At 73.5% G+C, this 19,596-nt stretch carries 20 protein-coding genes; 12 read left to right on the top strand and 8 right to left on the bottom strand.

All coding sequences use genetic code 11. The features are described from left to right. The first annotated feature begins 331 nt into the window (after positions 1–331). On the top strand, positions 332–517 hold the full coding sequence (locus QK440_RS06460; RefSeq protein WP_282791995.1) for a hypothetical protein: 186 nt from the start codon (positions 332–334) through the stop codon (positions 515–517). A 162-nt stretch (positions 518–679) separates the two neighbouring features. Beyond that, positions 680–943 (top strand): hypothetical protein, encoded by a 264-nt coding sequence (locus QK440_RS06455; RefSeq protein WP_282791994.1) that lies wholly within the window; start codon positions 680–682, stop codon positions 941–943. A gap of 59 nt (positions 944–1,002) precedes the next feature. Here the strand turns inward: QK440_RS06455 and QK440_RS06450 are convergent, their stop codons facing one another. Further along, entirely contained in the window at positions 1,003–1,410 is a 408-nt protein-coding gene (locus QK440_RS06450; RefSeq protein ID WP_282791993.1) for a Rid family hydrolase, read from the bottom strand. A 395-nt stretch (positions 1,411–1,805) separates the two neighbouring features. On the opposite strand from QK440_RS06450, the gene QK440_RS06445 reads away from it, so the two are divergent. Continuing rightward, complete coding sequence (locus QK440_RS06445) at positions 1,806–3,011, top strand: cytochrome P450 (RefSeq protein WP_282791992.1); 1,206 nt, start codon at positions 1,806–1,808, stop codon at positions 3,009–3,011. Between the two features lie 128 nt (positions 3,012–3,139). On the opposite strand, the gene QK440_RS06440 is transcribed toward QK440_RS06445, so the two are convergent. From QK440_RS06440 to QK440_RS06430, 3 genes are all read right to left on the bottom strand, one after another. After that, positions 3,140–4,411 carry a serine hydrolase domain-containing protein gene (locus QK440_RS06440; RefSeq protein ID WP_282791991.1) on the bottom strand — a complete coding sequence of 424 codons (1,272 nt, stop codon included), beginning with the start codon at positions 4,409–4,411 and terminating at the stop codon, positions 3,140–3,142. Positions 4,412–4,645: 234 nt separating this feature from the next. Beyond that, complete coding sequence (locus QK440_RS06435; protein ID WP_282791990.1) at positions 4,646–4,882, bottom strand: hypothetical protein; 237 nt, start codon at positions 4,880–4,882, stop codon at positions 4,646–4,648. Between the two features lie 215 nt (positions 4,883–5,097). Continuing rightward, positions 5,098–5,670 (bottom strand): DinB family protein, encoded by a 573-nt coding sequence (locus QK440_RS06430; RefSeq protein ID WP_282791989.1) that lies wholly within the window; start codon positions 5,668–5,670, stop codon positions 5,098–5,100. A 159-nt stretch (positions 5,671–5,829) separates the two neighbouring features. Between QK440_RS06430 and QK440_RS06425 the strand changes: the two genes are divergently transcribed. Beyond that, entirely contained in the window at positions 5,830–6,372 is a 543-nt protein-coding gene (locus QK440_RS06425) for a GNAT family N-acetyltransferase (RefSeq protein WP_282791988.1), read from the top strand. Positions 6,373–6,433: 61 nt separating this feature from the next. Here QK440_RS06425 and QK440_RS06420 read toward each other — a convergent pair whose 3' ends face one another. Beyond that, positions 6,434–7,078, bottom strand: coding sequence for a dihydrofolate reductase family protein (locus QK440_RS06420; protein ID WP_282791987.1), 645 nt, complete (start codon positions 7,076–7,078; stop codon positions 6,434–6,436). A gap of 246 nt (positions 7,079–7,324) precedes the next feature. Here QK440_RS06420 and thrS point away from each other — a divergent pair, with 246 nt between their 5' ends. The 3 genes from thrS (at position 7,325) to QK440_RS06405 (ending at position 10,004) form a co-directional block, all read left to right on the top strand. After that, on the top strand, positions 7,325–8,632 hold the full coding sequence (gene thrS / locus QK440_RS06415) for a threonine--tRNA ligase (protein WP_349239269.1): 1,308 nt from the start codon (positions 7,325–7,327) through the stop codon (positions 8,630–8,632). Positions 8,633–8,926: 294 nt separating this feature from the next. After that, complete coding sequence (locus tag QK440_RS06410; RefSeq protein ID WP_282791985.1) at positions 8,927–9,229, top strand: hypothetical protein; 303 nt, start codon at positions 8,927–8,929, stop codon at positions 9,227–9,229. Positions 9,230–9,242: 13 nt separating this feature from the next. Continuing rightward, positions 9,243–10,004, top strand: coding sequence for a helix-turn-helix transcriptional regulator (locus QK440_RS06405; RefSeq protein ID WP_282791984.1), 762 nt, complete (start codon positions 9,243–9,245; stop codon positions 10,002–10,004). 164 nt (positions 10,005–10,168) lie between these two features. On the opposite strand, the gene QK440_RS06400 is transcribed toward QK440_RS06405, so the two are convergent. Further along, positions 10,169–10,870 carry a PepSY domain-containing protein gene (locus QK440_RS06400; protein ID WP_282791983.1) on the bottom strand — a complete coding sequence of 234 codons (702 nt, stop codon included), beginning with the start codon at positions 10,868–10,870 and terminating at the stop codon, positions 10,169–10,171. A gap of 226 nt (positions 10,871–11,096) precedes the next feature. Between QK440_RS06400 and QK440_RS06395 the strand changes: the two genes are divergently transcribed. Beyond that, positions 11,097–11,891, top strand: a complete 795-nt coding sequence (locus QK440_RS06395; RefSeq protein WP_282791982.1) for an SDR family oxidoreductase — start codon at positions 11,097–11,099, stop codon at positions 11,889–11,891. Positions 11,892–11,956: 65 nt separating this feature from the next. Here the strand turns inward: QK440_RS06395 and QK440_RS06390 are convergent, their stop codons facing one another. Continuing rightward, complete coding sequence (locus QK440_RS06390; RefSeq protein ID WP_282791981.1) at positions 11,957–13,081, bottom strand: hypothetical protein; 1,125 nt, start codon at positions 13,079–13,081, stop codon at positions 11,957–11,959. Between the two features lie 633 nt (positions 13,082–13,714). Between QK440_RS06390 and QK440_RS06385 the strand changes: the two genes are divergently transcribed. Continuing rightward, positions 13,715–15,220, top strand: coding sequence for a SulP family inorganic anion transporter (locus QK440_RS06385; protein ID WP_282791980.1), 1,506 nt, complete (start codon positions 13,715–13,717; stop codon positions 15,218–15,220). 78 nt (positions 15,221–15,298) lie between these two features. Here QK440_RS06385 and QK440_RS06380 read toward each other — a convergent pair whose 3' ends face one another. Continuing rightward, on the bottom strand, positions 15,299–16,483 hold the full coding sequence (locus tag QK440_RS06380) for a PP2C family protein-serine/threonine phosphatase (RefSeq protein ID WP_282792031.1): 1,185 nt from the start codon (positions 16,481–16,483) through the stop codon (positions 15,299–15,301). A gap of 375 nt (positions 16,484–16,858) precedes the next feature. On the opposite strand from QK440_RS06380, the gene QK440_RS06375 reads away from it, so the two are divergent. The 3 genes from QK440_RS06375 to QK440_RS06365 all read left to right on the top strand — a co-directional run bounded on the left by QK440_RS06375 (position 16,859) and on the right by QK440_RS06365 (position 19,573). After that, the gene (locus tag QK440_RS06375) at positions 16,859–17,674 is read left to right on the top strand and encodes an RNA polymerase sigma factor SigF (RefSeq protein ID WP_282792030.1); all 816 of its coding nucleotides are present in this window, start codon (positions 16,859–16,861) and stop codon (positions 17,672–17,674) included. Positions 17,675–17,973: 299 nt separating this feature from the next. Beyond that, the gene (locus tag QK440_RS06370) at positions 17,974–18,804 is read left to right on the top strand and encodes a hypothetical protein (RefSeq protein ID WP_282791979.1); all 831 of its coding nucleotides are present in this window, start codon (positions 17,974–17,976) and stop codon (positions 18,802–18,804) included. A gap of 19 nt (positions 18,805–18,823) precedes the next feature. Further along, positions 18,824–19,573 carry a hypothetical protein gene (locus QK440_RS06365; RefSeq protein WP_282791978.1) on the top strand — a complete coding sequence of 250 codons (750 nt, stop codon included), beginning with the start codon at positions 18,824–18,826 and terminating at the stop codon, positions 19,571–19,573. Positions 19,574–19,596: the final 23 nt, after the last annotated feature.

The raw sequence follows: 19,596 nt of genomic DNA, 5'->3' as shown, positions 1-19,596 counted from the left end.
CGGGCCCGCCGCGACGGGGGAGCGCGGCGGGCCCTGCGTTTCGTGTGCCCGGGCCCACGCCGGTCATGCGCACCGATTTCCCGAATTTCCGCTGGGCCCGACGCGGAGTGGCGCCGGTCCGCGGCCTGGGCGCGTGTCCCGGGCCGTGGTTCTTTGTCCGAGACTGGTCGGCCTGTTCGCCTTGTACGCCTTGTGGGTGATGGACACGGGGGCGCACCGGCGGGACGGTGGCGACCCGTCAGCACCTCCGTGCGGGGCCGCGGAGGGGAACGGGATCCCGCGTCCCGCTTCTCCCGGCGTACCTCGCACAGCGGACAGAGAGGGGAACCACGTGAGCGGCAGCCACGCAGCGGAGCCCGGGCCGCGGATCGCCGGCGCGGGGCAGGACGAACCCGCCGCGCCGGGCGTGAACCCGCCCAGCGCCCAGGCGGTGGGCGAGGACCAGGCACCGGACCGCGGCGCCGAGCGCGCCGGGGCACCCACGGTCCTCGCGGCCGCGGACGACGAAGCGGTCTGACCCGGCCGGGCACGGCCCCGCCGACCCCGCACCGGGCACCCGAAACGGACCACCACCGGGAACAGGCACCCACCAGCATCCGCCGGCCCTGGAACGACCGGCCCGCGAGGAGACGAGCGAACGGATCGTCAGCATGGTCAACAGGAAGGAGAAACAGGGGACATGAGCACGGTTATCCGGCGCGTATTCAACGGCAGGGGCAACGGCAGCTTCGTCCAGCCCATCAACTCGCCTGTCGCCTTCAAGAACAGCACCATCGTCGCGTCCATCACCGAAGTCGACGGCAACGGCGACGCGTTCGTCGGCAGCGCGCGCATGGCGGTGCACAACGTGGCGCCACGGGACGGCCAGTACGTCGTCTGGGTCAACATCGAGTGGCCCGACCCACTGAACTACCGGCTCAACGTCCTGGTCAGCAACGACTAGCGCGAGCGCGGCCCCGCCACGGGGGACGGGGCCGCGGCGTCGAGGCGCCGCCGCCCGGGTCAGTCGAGGACCGCGGTGGCCTCGACCTCCACCAGGTGCTCGGGCACGTCGAGCGCCGCGACGCCCAGCAGCGTGCCCGGCGGCACCGGCGTGCGGCCGAGCTTCGCCGCCGCCCGCGCGACACCGTCCAGGAACGCGGGCATCTTGTCGGGGGTCCAGTCGACGACGTGGACGGTCAGCTTGGCCACGTCGTCGAACGAGCCGCCGACCGCGGCCAGAGCGGTGCCGATGTTGAGGTAGCACTGCTCGACCTGGGCGGCGAGGTCGCCCTTCCCGACCGTGACCCCCTGCGCGTCCCAGGCGACCTGCCCGGCGATGTGCACCAGCTTCGAGCCCGTCGCGACCGACACCTGACGGTAGGCGTCGATCTCCGGAAGCCCGCCGGGATTGACGAGAGTGATGGCCATGCTGTCTCCGAACCGCTGCGTTGGTGCTCTCCAGTAGTTACTGAGGAACCGTAGGAGAGCAGCCGCGATCAGGGAAGAAAGCACTTCTTGGTGCCTGGGGAACCTCAAGGTGACCTCACAGGTCAGAGCCCGGCGGCCCCCGGAGCCTCCCCGAAAAGGACCGAGGCCCGACCGTCGCTGTCCCCTCCAGCCCCACCCGCCCCATCCACCCCCCGAGCCTCGTAAGGCGTACTCGAACGAGCGGGCGAGCCGTGTCACACCGTCGTGGGCCTTGCGCGGCCGGACGGCGTGGCGGTGTCCCGCGCCGCGGACCGACTGCCACCGTGAGCCCCGCGCGCAGCGCACACGGCAACACAGCGCACACAGCAACACAGCACACACCGAGAAAGCAGAACATGACGCAGCTCGCTGACCGCTGGGGCGTGGACCCGGCGTACTTCTGGATGTGGGACCGGCGGCCGGACGCCCCCGTCGAAGCCGACACCAACGGGATAGTGCACGTGTACGGACACGCCGAGTGCGCCGAGGTCTACGGGAACCCGGCGGTGTACTCGTCCAGGGTGGAGGAGCTGTGGTGCGGCCGGGCCCCGACCCCGGAGGAGGAGGCGCTCGCCGAGGGCGTGCTGACGGAGACGGACCCGCCGCTCCACACGAAGCTGCGGAAGCTCGTGAGCCGCGTCTTCACCCCGCGCATGGTGGCCGGGCTCGAACCGGGGATCGTCAAGCTCGCCCAAGAGTTACTGGACGCCGCCGTGGGCAAGGAGAAGCTGGACCTCGTCGAGGACTTCGCCTATCCGCTGCCCATGATCGTGATCGCGGACATGCTCGGCGTGCCGCACAGCGACCGGGCCCTCTTCAAGCAGTGGGTGGACCGCATGGCGGCCGCCGCCGGAGCGTTCCCGGTGGAGGCCGGGGGCGCGGGGCAGGGCGGCGACGACGTCGCGGTGGCCCTCGGGCGCGTCCCCGAGATGCTGGCCTACCTGCGCGAGCAGGTGGCTGAGCGGCGCGTGAAGCCGCGGGAGGACCTGCTCACCAAGCTGGTCGAGGCGGAGGTCGACGGCGAGCGCCTGAGCGAGGCCGCCGTGGTGAACCTCGCCAGGGAACTCCTCGTCGCCGGGCACGGCACCACCGCCCTCACCCTCGGCAACGCCCTGCTGTGCCTGGACGCCCACCCGGCGCAGCAGGCACGGCTGCGCGCGGACCCGGGCCTCGCCCCGGCAGTCGTCGAGGAGACCCTGCGGTTCCTCGGCCCGATCGCGCACGCGCCCCGCGCGGCCATCATGGACACGGAACTGGCGGGCGTCGCCGTGCCCGAGGGGACGATGGTCAAGCTCTGGCTGGGAGCGGCCAACCGGGACGAGCGCCGGTTCGACCGGCCGCACGTGTTCGACCCGGACCGCGACCCCAACCCGCACCTGGCCTTCGGCCGCGGGATCCACTTCTGCCTCGGCGCGCCCCTGGCCCGCCTGGAGAGCCGCATCGGGCTCACCATGCTCCTGGACCGGTACCCGACGCTGCGTACCGATCCGGAAGATCCGCCGGAGTTCATGGCGGTCGACGGTGTGCTCGGCCCCTCCAGGCTGCCGCTGCTCACCCGCTGACCGCCGCCTCCCGCGGACCTCGCACAGGTGCCTCCCCCGCTCCGGCCGGGGAGGCACCTGTGTGTGCGTACGGCCCGGTGACGCGACCGCCGTGTCGAGACCGGTCGCGGGCCACGGGACCTGACGGGTCAGATACGGGTGTCCTCGACGGCCGGCACCCAGGGGGCACGGGCGGTGTCCGGCCCGGCCGACCGGTCCGCGGGGAGGGAGCGGTGGAGCGCCTTGGGCGCCGGCTTGGTGCCGCAGAACGCCGGCTCCAGCGTGTTCGTCACACCCTGGGTGACCGCCCCGTTGTTGGAGGCGTTGGCGAAGACCACGACCGTACGGCCGCCGTCGCGGGTGCTGAACGACTGGGTCTGGTAGCCCTGGACGATGCCGCCGTGGCCGTAGACCTTGCCGCAGGACAGGGTGATCTCGCGCAGGCCCAGGCCGTAGCGGACGTTCGCCGTGGGCGTGGGCAGCGTGGTCGTCATCTGGCGCACCGACGCGTCGGAGACCAGGTTGCCGGAGTCGCCCGCGAGCAGGGCCGTCAGGAACCGGTCCATGTCGGCGGCGGAGGAGATGACGGCACCCGCGCTGCCCACCCAGGAGCCGTTCTGCTCGGTGGAGTCGAGCAGCGGCTTGGAGCGGTCGTCGTTGGTGAGGTAGCCGGTGACGTGCGCCCCGGCGATCGTCTTGTCCGGGACGACGTACGAGGTCTCCGCGAGGCCGAGCGGCTCGATGATCTCCTCGCGCAGCGCCTGCGCGTACGAGTGGCCGGTGACCTGCTCGATCGCCATGCCCAGCAGCACGTAGTTGGTGTTGGAGTACGAGTACGTGGTGCCCGGCCTGCTCTGCGGGCCGTGCTCGACCGACAGGGCCACGAGGTCGGCGGGGCGGTACACGGTGTTGCGGATGCGCTTCTCGAACGCGCTGGTGGTCTCCTCGCCGGGCTGTTCGAGGAGGTCGTTGGTGTGGTCGTAGACGCCGGAGCGGTGCTGCAGCACCTGGCGGGTGGTCATGTTCCAGCCCTCGGGCAGGGTGCCCGCGGGGAGGTGGTCGCGTACCGGCCGGTCCAGGTCGATCCGCCCCTGGTCGGCCAGGCGGAGCACCAGCGCGGCGGTGAACATCTTGGTGTTGGAGCCGACGCGGAAGCGCCAGGCGCCGTTCATGGGCGTGCCGTCGAGGTTCGCCTTGCCGACGGCCACGGTCTCGCCCTGTTCCATGGCCCCGTGGTCCCTAACGACCGCGAAGGCGCCGGGCGCCCCCGCGGCGACGGTGCGGTCCAGCGCGGCGCGGACCCCCGGCGGTTCCGCCCGGCCGCCCGGCGCGTCGGCCGCGGCGTGGGCGGTGCCCAGCGCCGCGAGCACCGCACCGGTCACGGCCACGGTGGCCGTACGCCTGAACACGGTTCTGGTCATGCGGATTTCCCCCTGCCTGCCTGCGTCTCGAAGTGGTCGGGGGCCCGCAGGTGCCCCTGGTGATCGAGATCGTAGCGGGCACGGGTGACGGGACCGCGCAGGTGGCGGCGGGCGGAACCGCACGGGCGGGAACAAGCGGAAGCCCCCTCACCGATGGGGGTGAGGGGGCCCGGGACCGCGTGGCCGCGCCGGCGCGCGGTCCTGTGGTGCGGCGGTCGTACCCGGTGGGGTGCGTCAGCCGTCCTGCAGGCGGGAGCGGAGCAGCTTCTTGCCCAGCTCGGCGCCCTTGCGGCTGTCGGACTGCGCCTTGCGGAACAGCTCCGCCACCTCGGTGTCCTTCTCGCGCTCCGCGTCCTGGATGTAGGACTCGAGCCGCAGCGCGTTGCTCAGACACGCCTCGACGTACCAGATCAGGTTGTACGACTTGTCCCGCGTGCCGGTGACGCCACCGGTCTCCGTGCTGCTGGTCATGGGGAACCTCCCGGGTGTCGTGAGAGAAGCTGGACTCGCAGCGGGAGACCGCCGGGTACCCCGGGGGTGCCGGTGTACACGGCCCCGTGCGTGCCGCTCGGGCGTCCACGGGGCGTTCTCGGACACGGGGCGCCCGGGTACGTACGGGGCCTGATGGCACACGAGTTGCCGGGGCGTCTACGGGGCCTCGTCGGACACCGGCCGCCCGCCGGGGGTCACTGGCCGACCCTGCCGTCGATGCGTTCGCGCAGGAAGTCGGCGTGCCCGCAGTGGCGGGCGTACTCCTCGATCCGGTGCACCAGGAGCTCCCGGACCGCGATCCGGTCCTTGCCCAGGCGCTCGCCGAGATCCGGGTGGCCGGCCAGCGCCTCGTCGGTCGCGGCCTGTTCGCGCGCCAGGTCCGCGAACGCGGCGTCGACGACAGCCTGTTCGCCGACCGCCCCGTCGAAGTCCGCGTCGCGCTTCCCGTACAGCTTCGGCAGCGGTTCGCCGTCGGTGATCCAGTTGCGCCAGTCCCGCTCCACCTCGGCCAGGTGGCGGACCAGGCCGAGCAGGGACATCGCCGACGGCGGCACCGCACGGCGGGCCAGTTGCTCCGCGTCCAGGCCCTCGCACTTCATGCGCAGGGTCAGGCGGTAGTTCCTCAGGAAGTCCTGGAGCGTGGCGAGTTCGCCCTCCGGGGCGGGGCCGCCGGTGTCGCGGGGGTCGTCGTCCGGGTCGGCCCACATGTCGGGGTACGTGGTGGCTTGCGTCCAGCGCGCGGGCTGATCACTCAGGTGGTCATCCATGAGATTCCTGTTCGTCCGAGCGGGCCCGCGTCCGTCCGGGAGGGTTCCCGCCCGCCCGTACGTCCGCGCCGTCGTGGCCCTCACCGGGCGGCCCTGTCCGCGGGGCAGCCTAGAGCGGCGCCCGCCCGCGCGCACCGGGGTTTTGGCTAGGCTCCCGGCGTGAACGAGACGACACCTGACATACGGAACGCCGTACGGATCCGCCCCGGCGGCCCGGCCGACGCGCCGGCCGTACTGGACATGCTCGACGCCGCGGTGGCCTGGATGAACGCGCGCGGCAACACCGAGCAGTGGGGCACGACGCCCTACTCGCGCAAGCCCGGCGGGGTGGCGCGGGTCGAGCGGTACATGTCCGAGAACACCCCGTACATCGCGGAGTCGGACGGCACCCCGGTGGGCGCCCTCGTCCTGGACTCCGGCCCCAGCCCGCAGATGCCGATCGCAGCGGCCGAGGAGCCGGAGCGGTACGTCCGGCTCCTCGTCTCCGACCGGCGGCACGCCGGGGCGGGCATCGGCGCGGCCCTGCTGGCCCACGCCGTCGAGGAGACCCGCAGGGCGGGGGTGGGACTGCTGCGGGTCGACTGCTGGGCGGGCGGCGGGGGCGAACTCGTCGCCTTCTACGAGCGCAACGGCTTCACCCCGGCGGAACGGTTCGCGCACGGGGACTGGCCGGGCCAGGTGCTGGTCCAGCGGGTGCGCTGACCTGCTGCGGGGGCGCCCTCCGTGGGGCTGACGGGCACCCCCACGGGCGCCTCCCCCCGTGTCACCTCCGCCAGAACAAGTGGTGCGTCACGCCGCTCGGGCTGGGCACGACCTCCAGGTGGAACCGGTCGAGCAGCTCCTTGGGCGACTCCCAGAGCCGTACCCCGGAGCCGAGTTCCACGTCGGAGACCGCCACGTGCAGGGTGTCGACGAGGTCCGCCTCCAGGAACTCCCGGATGACGGTCGCCCCGCCGCCGAGGCGGACGTCCTTGCCGCGCGCCGCCTCCCGTGCCCGGTCGAGCACTGTGGCCGGGTCCGCGTTCACGAAGTGGAACGTGGTGTCGGAGAGCGTGAACGAGGGACGCTCGTGGTGCGTCATGACGAACACCGGGGTGTGGAACGGGGGTTCGTCGCCCCACCAGCCGCGCCACGCCTCGTCGCGCCACGGCCCGCGCTGCGGCCCGAACTTGTTCCGGCCCATGATCTCGGCGCCGATGTTGTGGTGGAAGTCCCGGGTGAAGTAGTCGTCGAGGCCGCGGCTGCCCCCGGGGTCGGTACGGTTGGGCCAGCTCGCCGTGGCACCGGCCCAGGTGAACATCGTCCCGGGGTCGGCGTGGCCGAACGGCCGCTCCAGGCTCTGGCCCTCCCCGGCGCCGAACCCGTCCCGCGACACCGTGAAGTTCTGCACTTTCAACAACTGTGGCATGGAGTGCCTCCTGACACGTCTCTCCGACAGTATGAACACCAGTACGACTGTCGGGGGCGGGAGAACTCATCGCCGACACGCCCACGAACGAAAAACGTGAACGAAAGACGTGAAGGAAGAACGTGAAGGAAGGAGGCGAACGAAAAAAGCGGGTGCGAGCCGCGCCCCGGCCCGGCTAGCGTCTCCCGCATGAAGCAGCGCGCACAGGTGACGACGACGCCGGAGAACGTCCCGGCGCGCTGACAGATGTCTGGTCGAAAGCCCCGGGGCGAGTGCCCCGGGGCTTCGCCGTGCGGTCACTCGCCCACCGTCCGTGAGGAGACCGCCATGCACGACCACCGCAGACTCGGCCGCGAGCTCGGCCTGTTCGACACCGACCCGCTGATCGGCGCGGGACTGCCGTACTGGCTCCCCGACGGCGCTGCCGTCCGGCACGCTTTGGAGGCGTACATCCACGCGGCGGAGCGGCGCGCGGGCTACCGGCACGTGTACTCGCCGGTGCTCGGCAAACGGGAGCTGTACGAGCTCTCGGGGCACTGGGCGCACTACAGCGACGACATGTTCCCGCCCATGGAGCTGGGCGGCGAGCAGGTCGTCCTGCGCCCGAGCCTGTGCCCGCACCACGCGGTGATCTACCGCTCCCGCGCGCACAGCTACCGCGAACTGCCGCTGCGCATGGCCGAACTCGGCGGCATGTACCGCTCGGAGCTGTCGGGCGTCCTCGGCGGGCTGACCCGGGTGCGGGCCATCCACCTCAACGACGCCCACGTCTTCTGCACCCTGGACCAGGTCGCCGACGAGGCGCGGGCGGCCCTGGAGATGATCCGCCGGGCGTACGAGGCCCTCGGCCTCACCCCGGCCCGCTACCGGCTCTCCCTGCCGGGCCCCGGCGGCAAGTACGTCGCCGACCCCGAGAAGTGGCAGCGGTCCACCGCGCTCCTGACCGAGGTACTGGACCGCTCCGGGATCGCCTACGAGGCGGCCGAGGGGGAGGCCGCCTTCTACGGCCCCAAGATCGACGTGCAGGTCGCCGACAGTGCCGGCCGGGAGTCCACCCTGTCCACCGTCCAGGTCGACCTCCACCAGCCCGAGCGGTTCGACCTGCACTACACCGGCGCGGACGGCGCAAGGCACCGGCCGGTCATGGTCCACCGCAGCATCGTCGGCAGCGTGGAGCGCGCCGTCGCCCACCTCGTCGAACAGCACGGCGGCGCCTTCCCCGCCTGGCTCGCCCCCACCCAGGTGGCGGTCCTGCCGGTGTCCGAGGCCCAGGTGCCGCAGGCCACGGCGCTCGCCCGGCGGTGCGTCGAGAGCGGGCTGCGCGCGGACGTCGTAGACCCGGAGCGCGGCAGCCTCGGCGCCCGCGTCCGCGACGCCCGCCTGGTGCCCTACCAAGCCGTCGTCGGCGCCAGGGAGGCGGCCGACGGCCACGTCGCGCTGCGCCTGCGGGACGGGCGGCGGCTCGCCCCCCTCCCGGCGGACGACGCCCTCGCCCGCGTCGGCGCGCTCGTCGCCGCCCACAGCCCCCACCTGTGGGACGACGACGCCCTGTAGCACCGGGTCGGCCCGGCGGCGTTGGCCGCCACCGCATCAACTCCCTTACCCGGGCGCCCCACGCACGCGCGCCCCACGCGTCCGCGCAGGTGCCGAGCACGGGGGAGCGGAGCCGCGGGGCCCCGGGGACGGCTGCGGGCGGGGCGGCGCCGCATCAACCCCCTCGCGGGCGCGCGGCGGGCTGCCACCATGCTGCCCAACGGGCATACGCCGTCGCCCTGTTGCCCCCGTACGGCGTCCTGGCGCGGGGGCGAGGAATGCCAGCTCGCCGAGAACCAGAACCAGAGGTAGTCCATGTTCCAGCCACCCCAACAGCCCCAACCGTCCTGGCCGTTGCAGTCGTCCCAGTCGTCCCAGTCCTCCCAGCCGATCGAGTCGCGGTGCCCGGCACGCCGAGGTCCGGCCTGCGCCCCCGGCACGCCCCCGGCCCGCCCCGGCACAGGGCGGACCGTCATCGTCGTCGTGGTCCTCGTCCTGGGGGCGGCCCTGGCCTCCGCCGGGCTGCCCGCCGTCGTCATCGCCGAGGTGCTGGCGGCCGCGGGCCTGGTCGGCGCCCACCTGGCGCGGCAGGCCCCGCTCGCGCCGGACGCACGGTGACGGGGGAGATGCCGTGGGACGCCCGGAACGGCCGGTGGCGGCCGCCGACCCGGCTCTGGAGAAGCTGGCCCGCTGGCTGCGCGACCGGCGCCACGCGGCCGGCCTGACGCACCGGGAGCTGGCCAGGAGGTCCGGGTACGCCTTCTCCGACACCACCTTCTCCCGCGCCACCACCGGCACCCGCGTCCCGCGCCTGCCGGTGGTGGAGGCGTACGCCCGGGCCTGCGGAGCCCCCGTGGAACAGGCGCGCGGCCTGTGGCGGGCCGCGCGCTACGCCGCGTACCGGCGGCGGCACCCCGGGGCGGACGTGCCCCGGCCCGACAGCGTGTACAACAGGGACGAGCTGATCCACGCCTTGCGGCAGCTCTACCACCAGGCGGGAGCGATGCCCCTGGACGAGATGGAGCGCCGGGCCGGACGCCACGGGGAACTGCCGCACAGCACCCTGCACCGCATGCTCGCGGGCAGGTCCCTGCTCGACCTCCAGCAGCTCGACGCGTTCCTGCGCGTGTGCGACGTCACGGGCGGCGAGTGGGAGCAGTGGTGCCTGGCCTGGCGTCGCGTCCGGCGCCGCCACGAGGTGCTGCGCGCGGGCGACCGCCTGACCCGCACCCTCCGAGCCCCCGCCGCCCCCGTGCCGCGCAGGCTCCCCGCGCCCACCGAACCCGTGGGGGAGGCCGCGTCGGCGCCTCCTCCGGTGGCCCTCGCCATGCCCCTCTTCCGCCGCCCGCGCCCGGCCCGGGCCGCACCGAGGGTGCCGGTGCCACGCGCCTGAGCGGCCTTCAGACGATGCGCCGGTACGCGGGTCCCGTACGGGATGTGGCCCGCGCGCACCGCGACGGAGCGGCAGGGAGGGCGACGGCGGCGCGCACCGCCCCGGGGTCCGGGGCGGTGCGCGCCGCGCGGGTGCGGACCGGGTGCGGTCAGGGGGCGGACGGCTCAGTCGCGGTCCACGTGCTCCCGCAGGACCTTGCGGTTGGTCGCGTCGATGTCGTAGGTCGTCTTGTTCCAGTCGTCGGTCGTCACGACGTCGACGGACCACTTCGGCGTGCCCTTGTCGGTGTCGTCGAGCTCGACGGAGGTCACCGTGCCCTTGGTCTTGCCGGTGGCGGTCTGCGCGGCCTGCTCGGGACTCACCGTGGCCTTGTCCAGCCACCCCGCGAGCTCGCGCTTGTCGTCGGCGTCGTCGTCCGCCTTCGCCTGCGCCTTGTCGGCCTTCCCGGTGACCGCGTCCACGCGGACGGTGTGGGCGGTGCCGTCGGCGGTGGCGACCTCGGTCTCCCAGACGGGCTTGTCGGCCGGGCCCTTGAGCTCGGTGGAGACGGGCTTCGACTTCGCCACCGCCGCGACCGCGGCGCTCAGCGCCTTGTCGTAGCCGACCTTGGCCTTCGGGACGAGCTCCTTGCGCTCGGACTGGTCCTCGGTGAGGGCACCGCCGCTCGCCGTGGCGGAGGCGGCGGTGGGCGGCGCCTTGGAGGTGCCGGCCGCGCCGGTCTCGGTGCCCTTGTCCTTGTCGTCGTCGCCGCAGCCCGTGAGCAGGGCCGCCGCCGCGGCCGCCGCGCACAGCAGGCCCGCGCCGCGCACGGCCGGGCGGCGCCCGGGCTTCTCCCCCGGAACGGTTTCATTGCTTTTAGTGACCATACGGGCACGTTAAGGGATGTATGCGCCGCGCGCAGCGAAGGGGCGGCCCCGGGGGTGGCGGCCCCGAGCGCCCGCCTCGTCCGCCGCGTGGCCGAACGAGGGCGGCCTACGCCGATCGGACGGATCATCGGCCCGCCGCCGGGGAACCCTCGGAACCGGGCCACCGCCACCCGCGCACCGCGCCCACCGACCTTGTGTACGTCGCACAGCGAGGAGAAGGCACGTCATGCACATCGACCTCACCGGACGGACGGCTCTCGTGACCGGGTCCACCCAGGGCATCGGGGCCGCCATCGCGACCGGGCTCGCCCGGGCCGGGGCACGCGTCGGGATCAACGGACGTGACCCGCGACGGGTGGACGAGGCCGTCGAACGGCTCAAGGGCGAGGTACCGGGAGGCGACTTCGTCCCGGTGGCCGCCGACGTCGCGGCCGACGACGGCGGGGAGCGGGTGTACGAGCTCCTGCCGGAGGTCGACGTCCTCATCAACAACCTCGGCATCTTCGGCGCCCAGGACCCGCTGGAGATCACGGACGCGGAGTGGCGCCGCTACTTCGACGTCAACGTCCTGGCCGCCGTCCGCCTCACCCGCACCTACCTGCCGCGGATGGCCGAGCGGGGCTGGGGCCGCGTCCAGTACATCGCCAGCGACTCGGCCGTCGTGATCCCCGCCGAGATGATCCACTACGGGATGTCGAAGACCGCCCTGCTCGCCGTCGGCCGCGGCTTCGCCAAACAGGCCGCGGGCACCGGCGTCACCGTGAACTCCGTCATCGCCGGGCCCACCCACACCAAGGGCGTGGAGGACTTCGTGTACCAGCTCGTCGACCGCGACCTGCCCTGGGACGAGGCGCAGCGCGTCTTCATGAAGGAGCACCGCCCCCAGTCGCTGCTCCAGCGCCTCATCGAGCCGGAGGAGATCGCCAACATGGTGGTGTACCTCAGCTCCGACCTGGCCTCCGCCACGACGGGCGGCGCGCTGCGCGTCGACGGCGGGTACGTCGACGCGATCCTTCCCTGACCGGGGACCGGGGATCGGGGCCCGGAGGCCGGGGGATTGGGGCCGGACCCCGGCCCCCGGCGGGGTCAGGCCGCGGCGGCCGGGAGCTTGGCGAGGAAGTACGTGGTGGTGCGGTCCGCCGTGTCCTCGGTGTGGCCCGCCAGCCACAGCGCGCCGTCCGGGCCGTGGGTCACCACGTCCGCCGTCAGCGTCCCGGGCAGCGGGCCGTCGGCCGCGGACCAGGACGAGCCGGTCCACCGCTGGAGCGGCATGCGGGTGCCCGCCGCCCACACCTGCGTGCCGTACGCCGCGAAGTGCCCGACCTCGGAGGCCTCCAGGCCGGACGGGGAGCGCAGGGACCACGCGCGGCCGTCCCAGGTGGCCGCGGCCGCGCGCCGGTCCACCGAGCCGCCGGCCCAGCAGACGCCGTCGCGCACCAGGAGCGCCGACACGTGCCCGGCCGCCGGGCCGAAGGGCGCGGGCAGCCGCGTCCAGGAGCTGCCGTTCCAGCGCATCACCAGCGGCGTCCTCGTCCCGAACTCCTTGTCGGCGGCGTACCCGGCGACCCACACGTCGTCGGCCGCGACCACCCGTACGGCGTTGAGCCGCGCGGCGGCACCGAGCCCGGCCGGCAGGGCCACCGGTGTCCAGCCGGAACCGGTCCGGCGCAGCGCGGCCGCCCCGGGCGCCGGGTACACGGCGCGGCCGACGACCCACACCTCCTTGCCCGCGCCGTCGACGTGGACCGGGCCGCGGACGGCGGCGCCGGCCGTCCGGTCCGTCCACGCCGCGCCGTTCCAGTGCATGAGCTGCGGCACGTCCCGCATCGGCTGCCGGTCCCACCGCTCGCCCACGGCCCAGGCGTCACCGGCGCCCGCGGCCCACGCGCCGGTCATGGGCCTGGTGTCGTCGGGGAACGTGACCCAGATGTGCGTCTTCCAGTCCGTGCCGCCGTACGTGAAGGCGACCGGGTGGTACGTGCCCATGTTCTCCAGGCTGATGTCGGTGCCGACGGCCAGGGCGGCGCCGTCCGGGGCGACGCTGAGCTGGTGGAAGAGGAGCCCTCCGTCCCAGGGGCTGAGCGAACGGACCTCCCACTGCCCTGGGGCGCTCTCCGCGGCCGAGGCCGTGCCGGGCAGCGTGCCCGCGAGCGCGAGCGCCGGTACGGCCGCCGCGGCAGACCGCAGCATGGTGCGCCGACTGACTGTCATGAGACCTCCATAGGCTCCAGAAGGGCGTGCTGTTCCGGCAGTACGTGCGTGACGCACGGTGCCGGTGCGCCCCTGACAGACCCCTGACGCCTTGCCCCGCCGCTCAGAGGTCCGTACGGCCCCCGCGTAGCCGGGCGCCGTACGGCTCGTCTCACGATCCCTGTGGGGCAGAGCCCGTCCCCGCCCGCCGAATCCGAGGCGGCGGTCGGGCCCGGCGCGCAGGTCTCACCTCACCGCAGCGGTCAGCCCCGCCGCCCGCTCCCGGGGCGGGTGCCGCCTCACGGTAGAGTTGACGGTCGTCCCGGCGTCCGGTGAGCCGGACCGTCGCTCCGGTGCGGGACGTCGTTCCGTGCCCCCGCGCCACGCCGGGGCCGACGCCGACGGATCCCCGAGCCCGCAGGAGAACGCGTGCGCAAGCCCTTGACGCCCGCCGCCGCCTGCCCGCCGTGACGATGCCGCGCCGCCGCCTCCGGCCCTGAGCGGAGGCGAGACCTCCGGCCGGTGGCCACCGGCTCCCCGCACCCCGTGCGCCCGCCGTCCGCGGGCGCCGTGGAGGGCCGCCGCGCCCTCCCGTACCAGCTTGCGCGCCCGAGGTGATGCCGGGCGGGCCCGAGCACGACAGGTTCCTCCTCCTTGTCCTCTTCCGCACTGTCCCCCGCGGCCCGGCTGCGGGGCCTGAAGCCCGCCTGGCTGTCCGACCCGAAGGTGTGGCGCACCGAGATCCTCGCCGGGCTCGTCGTGGCACTGGCGCTGATCCCCGAGGCGATCTCCTTCTCCCTGATCGCCGGGGTCGATCCCGCGGTCGGCCTGTTCTCCGCCTTCACGATGGCCGTCACCATCGCGGTCGTCGGCGGCCGGCGGGCCATGATCTCCGCCGCGACGGGCGCCGTCGCCCTGGTCATCGCCCCGCTCAACCGCGAGCACGGCCTGGGGTACCTGGTCGCCGCCGTCATCCTGGCGGGCGTCTTCCAGATCGTCCTCGGCGCCCTGGGCGTGGCGCGGCTGATGCGGTTCGTGCCCCGCCCGGTGATGGTCGGCTTCGTCAACGCCCTCGCCGTCCTCGTCTTCCTGGCCCAGGTGCCGGAGGCGCACGACGTGCCCTGGGCGGTCTACCCGCTGATCGCGGGCGGGCTCGCGCTGCTGGTGTTCTTCCCGAAGGTGACCACGGCGGTCCCGGCGCCGCTGGTCGCCATCGCCGTCCTCACCGCGCTCACGGTCGGGGCCGGGATCGCGGTGCCCACGGTCGGCGACAAGGGCGAACTCCCCTCGTCCCTGCCCGTGCCCGGCCTGCCCGACGTGCCGTTCACCCTGGACACGCTGACGACCGTCGCCCCCTACGCGCTCGCCATGGCGCTGGTCGGCCTGATGGAGTCCCTGATGACCGCCAAGCTCGTCGACGACATCACCGACACCCCCTCGTCCAAGACCCGCGAGTCCGTCGGCCAGGGCGTCGCCAACATCGTCACCGGCCTCTTCGGCGGCATGGGCGGCTGCGCCATGATCGGCCAGACCATGATCAACGTACGCGTCTCCGGCGCCCGCACCCGGCTCTCCACCTTCCTTGCGGGCGTCTTCCTGATGGTGCTCTGCGTCGCCTTCGGCCCGGTCGTCTCCGACATCCCCATGGCCGCGCTCGTCGCCGTCATGGTCATGGTGTGCTTCGCCACCTTCGACTGGCACTCCGTCGCGCCGAAGACGCTCCGGCGCCTGCCCGCCGGGGAGACCGCCGTCATGGTGGTCACCGTCGTGTGCGTGGTCGCCACGCACAACCTCGCCGTCGGCGTCGTCGTCGGCACGCTCACCGCCATGGCCCTCTTCGCCCGCCGCGTCGCGCACGCGGCGGAGGTCACCGCGGTCACCGACCCCGACGGCACCCGGGTCGTCTACACCGTCACCGGGGAACTCTTCTTCGCCTCCGCCAACGACCTCGCCGGCCGCTTCGCCTACGCCACCGACCCCGACCGGGTCGTCGTCGACCTGTCCGGGGCCCACGTCTGGGACGCCTCGTCCGTCGCCGCCCTGGACATGGTCGAGGCGAAGTACGCCCAGCGCGGCAAGACCGTCGAGATCATCGGCCTGAACCGGCCCAGTGCCCGCATCCACGACCGCCTCAGCGGCGAGCTCACCGGCAGCCACTGACCCCTGCCGCCCCCGTCGCCGCGGGGGCGGCGCCCGTGCGGCCGGAGCCGCGGCCAAGAGGGCCGCGGGCCCGCCCGGTCACCGCGGACCCGACGGGCACCACTCCATGAGCAGCAGCGTGGCGTCGTCGCGCAACGGCTTCTCCTGCCGGTCGAGGAGGGAGTGGATGAGCTGCCGCAGCGCCTCCGGTGCCGACTCGCCCGCGGCCGTCGCCCGGATGATGGTGTCCGTGAACCGCTCCAGGCCGAATTCGGCGCCGCTGCCGGTACGCGCCTCGGTCACGCCGTCGGTGTACATCAGCACCCGGTCGCCCGGCTTGAGGTGCTCCTCGTGCACCTGCCACACGCTGCCGGCAAGGAGTCCGGGCGTCCCCAGCGGCGGCTGCGCCGAGCGCTCCAGCGCGCCGGCGAGGACACGGTGGTCGCGGATGAGCAGGGGCGGCGGATGCCCGCAGTTGCACCACCGCAGGACGCCCCCGGCCAGGTCGAGCTGGGCGAAGACGCCCGTGCAGAACTGCTCGGGCAGCCACTCGGCGAGGGCCCGCTGGATGTTGTCGACGAGCTCGGGCAGCTCCGCGCCCGCCCGCCGGGCGTTGCGGCAGCCCGCCATGGCCACGGAGGTCGTCAGGCCGGACGCCAGGTTGTGCCCCATGGCGTCGAGGATCGCCACGTGCAGGGTGGAGCTGGTCAGGGAGTGGTCGAAGACGTCGCCGCCGATGTTGTAGGCCGGTTCCAGGACGGCGGTCGAGATCGCCCGGGAGTTGCCGACCGTGCGGGGTGGCAGGAAGGCCCGCAGCATCTCGGCGGGGAGCTGCATGACCTGGGAGCGGGTCCGGCGCGCGAAGCTGTCGCTGGAGGCGCGCTTGGAGGTGATCACCATGGCGAGGATGGAGGCCAGCATGCGGCAGCGCCGCAGCAGCACGCCGTCGATCACGGAGGCCGTGGCGCCGATGACGCCGAGCCGCTCCGCACCGTCGATCAGCGGCAGCCAGACGGTGATCCTGCCCCGGGGCAGCTCCTCGACCCGCAGGTCGTGCGCCCGGTAGGCCGATCCGGCGACGGACGTGTTCACGTCCAGCGTCGGCGGCCCGTCGCTCAGCGGCACCAGGCAGCGCTGCTGGAGGTCCACCAGGTACACGTCGATCCGGTCGAGGCTCGTGGCGTCGGCGAACCGCTGGACCAGGGCGGGAAGCTCCGTCGGGGTCGCCGCGTGGGCCGCGGTCAGGAGTTGTTCGAGCAGCAGCTCTCCCGGGCCGGGTGCCATCGGTTGGCTCACCACCTGTCCCACCTCCTCAGGGGCAGTCTCACACCGCCCGCGGGATCGTGCCCGTGTGCGGGGCGGGGCGCGCGGGTGCCGCGGCCCGGGCCGGGGCGGACCCGGCGCACGGGGTCTCGGGCCCTTGGTACCTGCGAAGTCGTGGCCATGGTCCCGGCCCCCGGGGAGCAAGGTCCCGGTACGCGGCGCGGCCGTTGCGGAATCACTCGCCCGACCGCACGAATCGGGTGAGGGAGCAAGACTGTGCCTGCCAACACCGGCGTGAGCGGGACGACACCGCGCGCACGCTGCCACGGGGCCGACGCCGACCGGACCGCCTCCGCCGCGACCGGGGGGCGCGGCGGCCGCGCCGCCTCCGCCGGACTGCCGTGGATCGAGGAGGCCGTCGACGTCGCGCCGAAGGACGCCCGGGAGCTGACGAAGCTCTTCGTCGACCGGCTCCGCGTCCTGAAGGAGGGGACGCGCGAGTACGAGTACGCGCGCAACACGCTGATCGAGATGAACCTGACCCTCGTGCACTACGTCGCGGGCCGGTACCGGGCCCGCGGCAGCGGACAGATGGAGGACATCGTCCAGGTGGGGACGGTGGGGCTGATCAAGGCGATCGACCGGTTCGACCTGAGCCGCGGCGTCGAGTTCACCACGTTCGCCGTCCCCTGGATCCTCGGGGAGATCAAGCGCCACTTCCGTGACACGAGCTGGGCGGTGCACGTACCGCGCCGGCTCCAGGAGCTGCGCTCCCACCTCGCCGCCGCCCAGGAGAAGCTGTCCACCGCGCTCGGCCGCGAGCCGACGGTCAGGGAGCTCGCCGCCGAGCTCGAGGTGACCGAGGAGCAGGCCCTGGAGGCGATCGTGGCCGCCAACGGGTACACCGCCGGTTCCCTCGACGCCCCGAACGATCCGCGCGACGAGAGCGAGACGCACCGGCGCGGCCGCTCGATCGCCGACGTCATGGGCGCCCCCGACCCCGCCCTGGAGACCGTCGAGCACCTGCACGCCCTGGCACCGCTCCTCGCGGAGCTGGGGGAGCGGGAGCGGCGCATCATCGAGATGCGCTTCGGCCAGGAGATGACCCAGGCCGAGATCGGCAGGGTGCTCGGCATCTCGCAGATGCACGTGTCGCGCCTGCTCTCCCACACCCTCGCCCGCCTGCGGACGGGACTGCTCGCGGACGACTGAGGCCGCCGTCCGGCGGCGCTCCGGGCCGACCGCCGCCGCGGACTCGCGGCGCGCGCCGTCACCGGTGTCCGCAGCGGTACGGGACAAGCCGGTGCCCGCAGCGGTACGGGACAAGCGGATGAGCCCGACGCTGGCGGTGGCGGCCCGAAGCGCGTCACGAACGCGTCGGGAACGCGTCGGACCCGGGGGCCGCGGCCGCCGACGGGCCTGGTCGAAGTGCTCCCGCGGCAGGCGCGGCCCGGCTAGCATCGTCGCCTACGACGCCGGGCGGCAGGCTGGAGCGGGGGATGAGGGGCGGCATGCGCCACCGGGCCGAGCGCATCGCGCTGGCCGTGATGGCGGCGGCGGGCATCCTGGTGGTGCTCGCCGATCTCCTGGGCTGGCTCGACGAGTTGGCCCCGGGCAGCACCCTGCCCAAGGTGACGCTGCTCATCCTGAGCACGGTCACGCTCTTCCTGCTCCTGGAGTTCGACCGCCTCAAGGTGCTCGACGACGTCCACACCCAACTGTCCAAGCTCGACATCGACGCCATCGCGCGCGAGGCGAAGCAGCGGCACTACGCCGGAGCGGTCCGGGTGCACGAGCGGTTCCCCGACGACCGGTTCGCCGCTCTCGTCGACGGCGCCACCCGTGAGGTGGCCGTCCTCCAGACGTGGATACCGAACCTCGACGAGTTCGACCGCGAGCTGCGCAAGGCCCTCCTGGAGCGGCAGGTGCACGTCCGCGTCCTGCTGCTGCACCCGTCGTCACCGGTGGCCGGGCTGCGCAGCGAGGCCCTGCGCACCGTGCGCGACCCCGCCCGCGACGGCGACGTACGGGTCAACATCGAGCAGTGCCTGTCCACGCTGGCCTCCCTCGTCCACGACGCGGCGGACGAGGACCGCGCCCGCCTGGAGGTGCGGGTGTACAACTCCCTGCCGTCGGTCGCCGTGTACAAGGCCGACGACCACTACCTGGTGAGCTCGTTCCTGCACGGACGGCTCGCGATCCGCTCCACCCAGATCGAGATCGACGGCTGCGGCACGGTGATGGGCCGCGAGGTGCAGCACGAGGTGGACACGCTCTGGAGCATCGGCTGCCCCGTGGACCTGAGCGACTGGCGCGGATCCGTCGGACGAATCAACTTGTGACCCGGAAGAGAGCACGGCCATGCCACGACTGGACGGACCCGAGGGCCTCGCCCGCCTCGACGCGTTCGAGGACGACCTGATCGAGCGGTTCGGGAAGCACCCGGTGCTCGCGAACGTCACGCTGCTGCCGGACGACGTCTTCGCGGCCGTCCTGCTGCAGCGCCGCTTCGTGTCCCTCGCCTTCACTCCCTGCTACGACCTCGCGATCGACCTGCTCGACGACGAGGTGGGGGTGCGCATCGCCCGGGTCATCCTGCGCGAGGAGTACCCCGACAGCCACGGCCACACCCGCTCGCACCGCGAGGACATGACGGAGGACCTGTTCCACCTCGGCATCTCCCGCCGGGCCCTGGTCACCTCCAGGCCCACCGACACCACCCGTCGGGTCATCCTCGACTCGCTGGAGCTCATCGCCGACGCGGGCGCCGAGGACGACGCCGACGTACGGCTGTTGACGCTGCTGCGCTTCTGGGGCGAGGTCCTGGTGTCCGTCGAGTACGGGTGCCTGTGGGAGCGGATGGGCCCGCTGCTCACGCGCGACGGCGAGAACCGCTCGCGCTTCTACTACCCGCACCACTCCCACGACGCCAAGGCCCACCCGCTCGCCAAGGTCTCCCTGCTCTCCACCACGCACTCCGACCGGCTGGGCCGCCGCCTGAGCGAACTCCTCGCCCGCGAGCCGTCGACCGACTCCTTCAAGGAGGTCGAGGAGCGGGCGCTGCGGCTGAAGACGGACTTCTACGACCAGTTCCTGCCGACGCCGGTGTAGGCCCTGGCCCCCCGCGGACGAGG

Origin of the sequence: Streptomyces sp. CC224B, from assembly GCF_030010595.1 — a bacterium.
GTDB classification, from domain to species: domain Bacteria; phylum Actinomycetota; class Actinomycetes; order Streptomycetales; family Streptomycetaceae; genus Streptomyces; species Streptomyces longispororuber.
The sequence above is the reverse complement of the archived record's forward strand: the minus strand, read 5'-3'. Positions and strand labels throughout refer to the sequence as shown.

Coding starts and splice junctions, on each gene's coding strand:
- QK440_RS06455 (WP_282791994.1), top strand. CDS start 680: ATGAGCACGGTTATCCGGCGCGTATTCAACGGCAGGGGCAACGGCAGC.
- QK440_RS06450 (WP_282791993.1), bottom strand. CDS start 1,410: ATGGCCATCACTCTCGTCAATCCCGGCGGGCTTCCGGAGATCGACGCC.
- QK440_RS06445 (WP_282791992.1), top strand. CDS start 1,806: ATGACGCAGCTCGCTGACCGCTGGGGCGTGGACCCGGCGTACTTCTGG.
- QK440_RS06440 (WP_282791991.1), bottom strand. CDS start 4,411: ATGACCAGAACCGTGTTCAGGCGTACGGCCACCGTGGCCGTGACCGGT.
- QK440_RS06435 (WP_282791990.1), bottom strand. CDS start 4,882: ATGACCAGCAGCACGGAGACCGGTGGCGTCACCGGCACGCGGGACAAG.
- QK440_RS06430 (WP_282791989.1), bottom strand. CDS start 5,670: ATGGATGACCACCTGAGTGATCAGCCCGCGCGCTGGACGCAAGCCACC.
- QK440_RS06420 (WP_282791987.1), bottom strand. CDS start 7,078: ATGCCACAGTTGTTGAAAGTGCAGAACTTCACGGTGTCGCGGGACGGG.
- thrS (WP_349239269.1), top strand. CDS start 7,325: ATGTCTGGTCGAAAGCCCCGGGGCGAGTGCCCCGGGGCTTCGCCGTGC.
- QK440_RS06410 (WP_282791985.1), top strand. CDS start 8,927: ATGTTCCAGCCACCCCAACAGCCCCAACCGTCCTGGCCGTTGCAGTCG.
- QK440_RS06400 (WP_282791983.1), bottom strand. CDS start 10,870: ATGGTCACTAAAAGCAATGAAACCGTTCCGGGGGAGAAGCCCGGGCGC.
- QK440_RS06395 (WP_282791982.1), top strand. CDS start 11,097: ATGCACATCGACCTCACCGGACGGACGGCTCTCGTGACCGGGTCCACC.
- QK440_RS06390 (WP_282791981.1), bottom strand. CDS start 13,081: ATGACAGTCAGTCGGCGCACCATGCTGCGGTCTGCCGCGGCGGCCGTA.
- QK440_RS06380 (WP_282792031.1), bottom strand. CDS start 16,483: ATGGCACCCGGCCCGGGAGAGCTGCTGCTCGAACAACTCCTGACCGCG.
- QK440_RS06370 (WP_282791979.1), top strand. CDS start 17,974: ATGCGCCACCGGGCCGAGCGCATCGCGCTGGCCGTGATGGCGGCGGCG.
- QK440_RS06365 (WP_282791978.1), top strand. CDS start 18,824: ATGCCACGACTGGACGGACCCGAGGGCCTCGCCCGCCTCGACGCGTTC.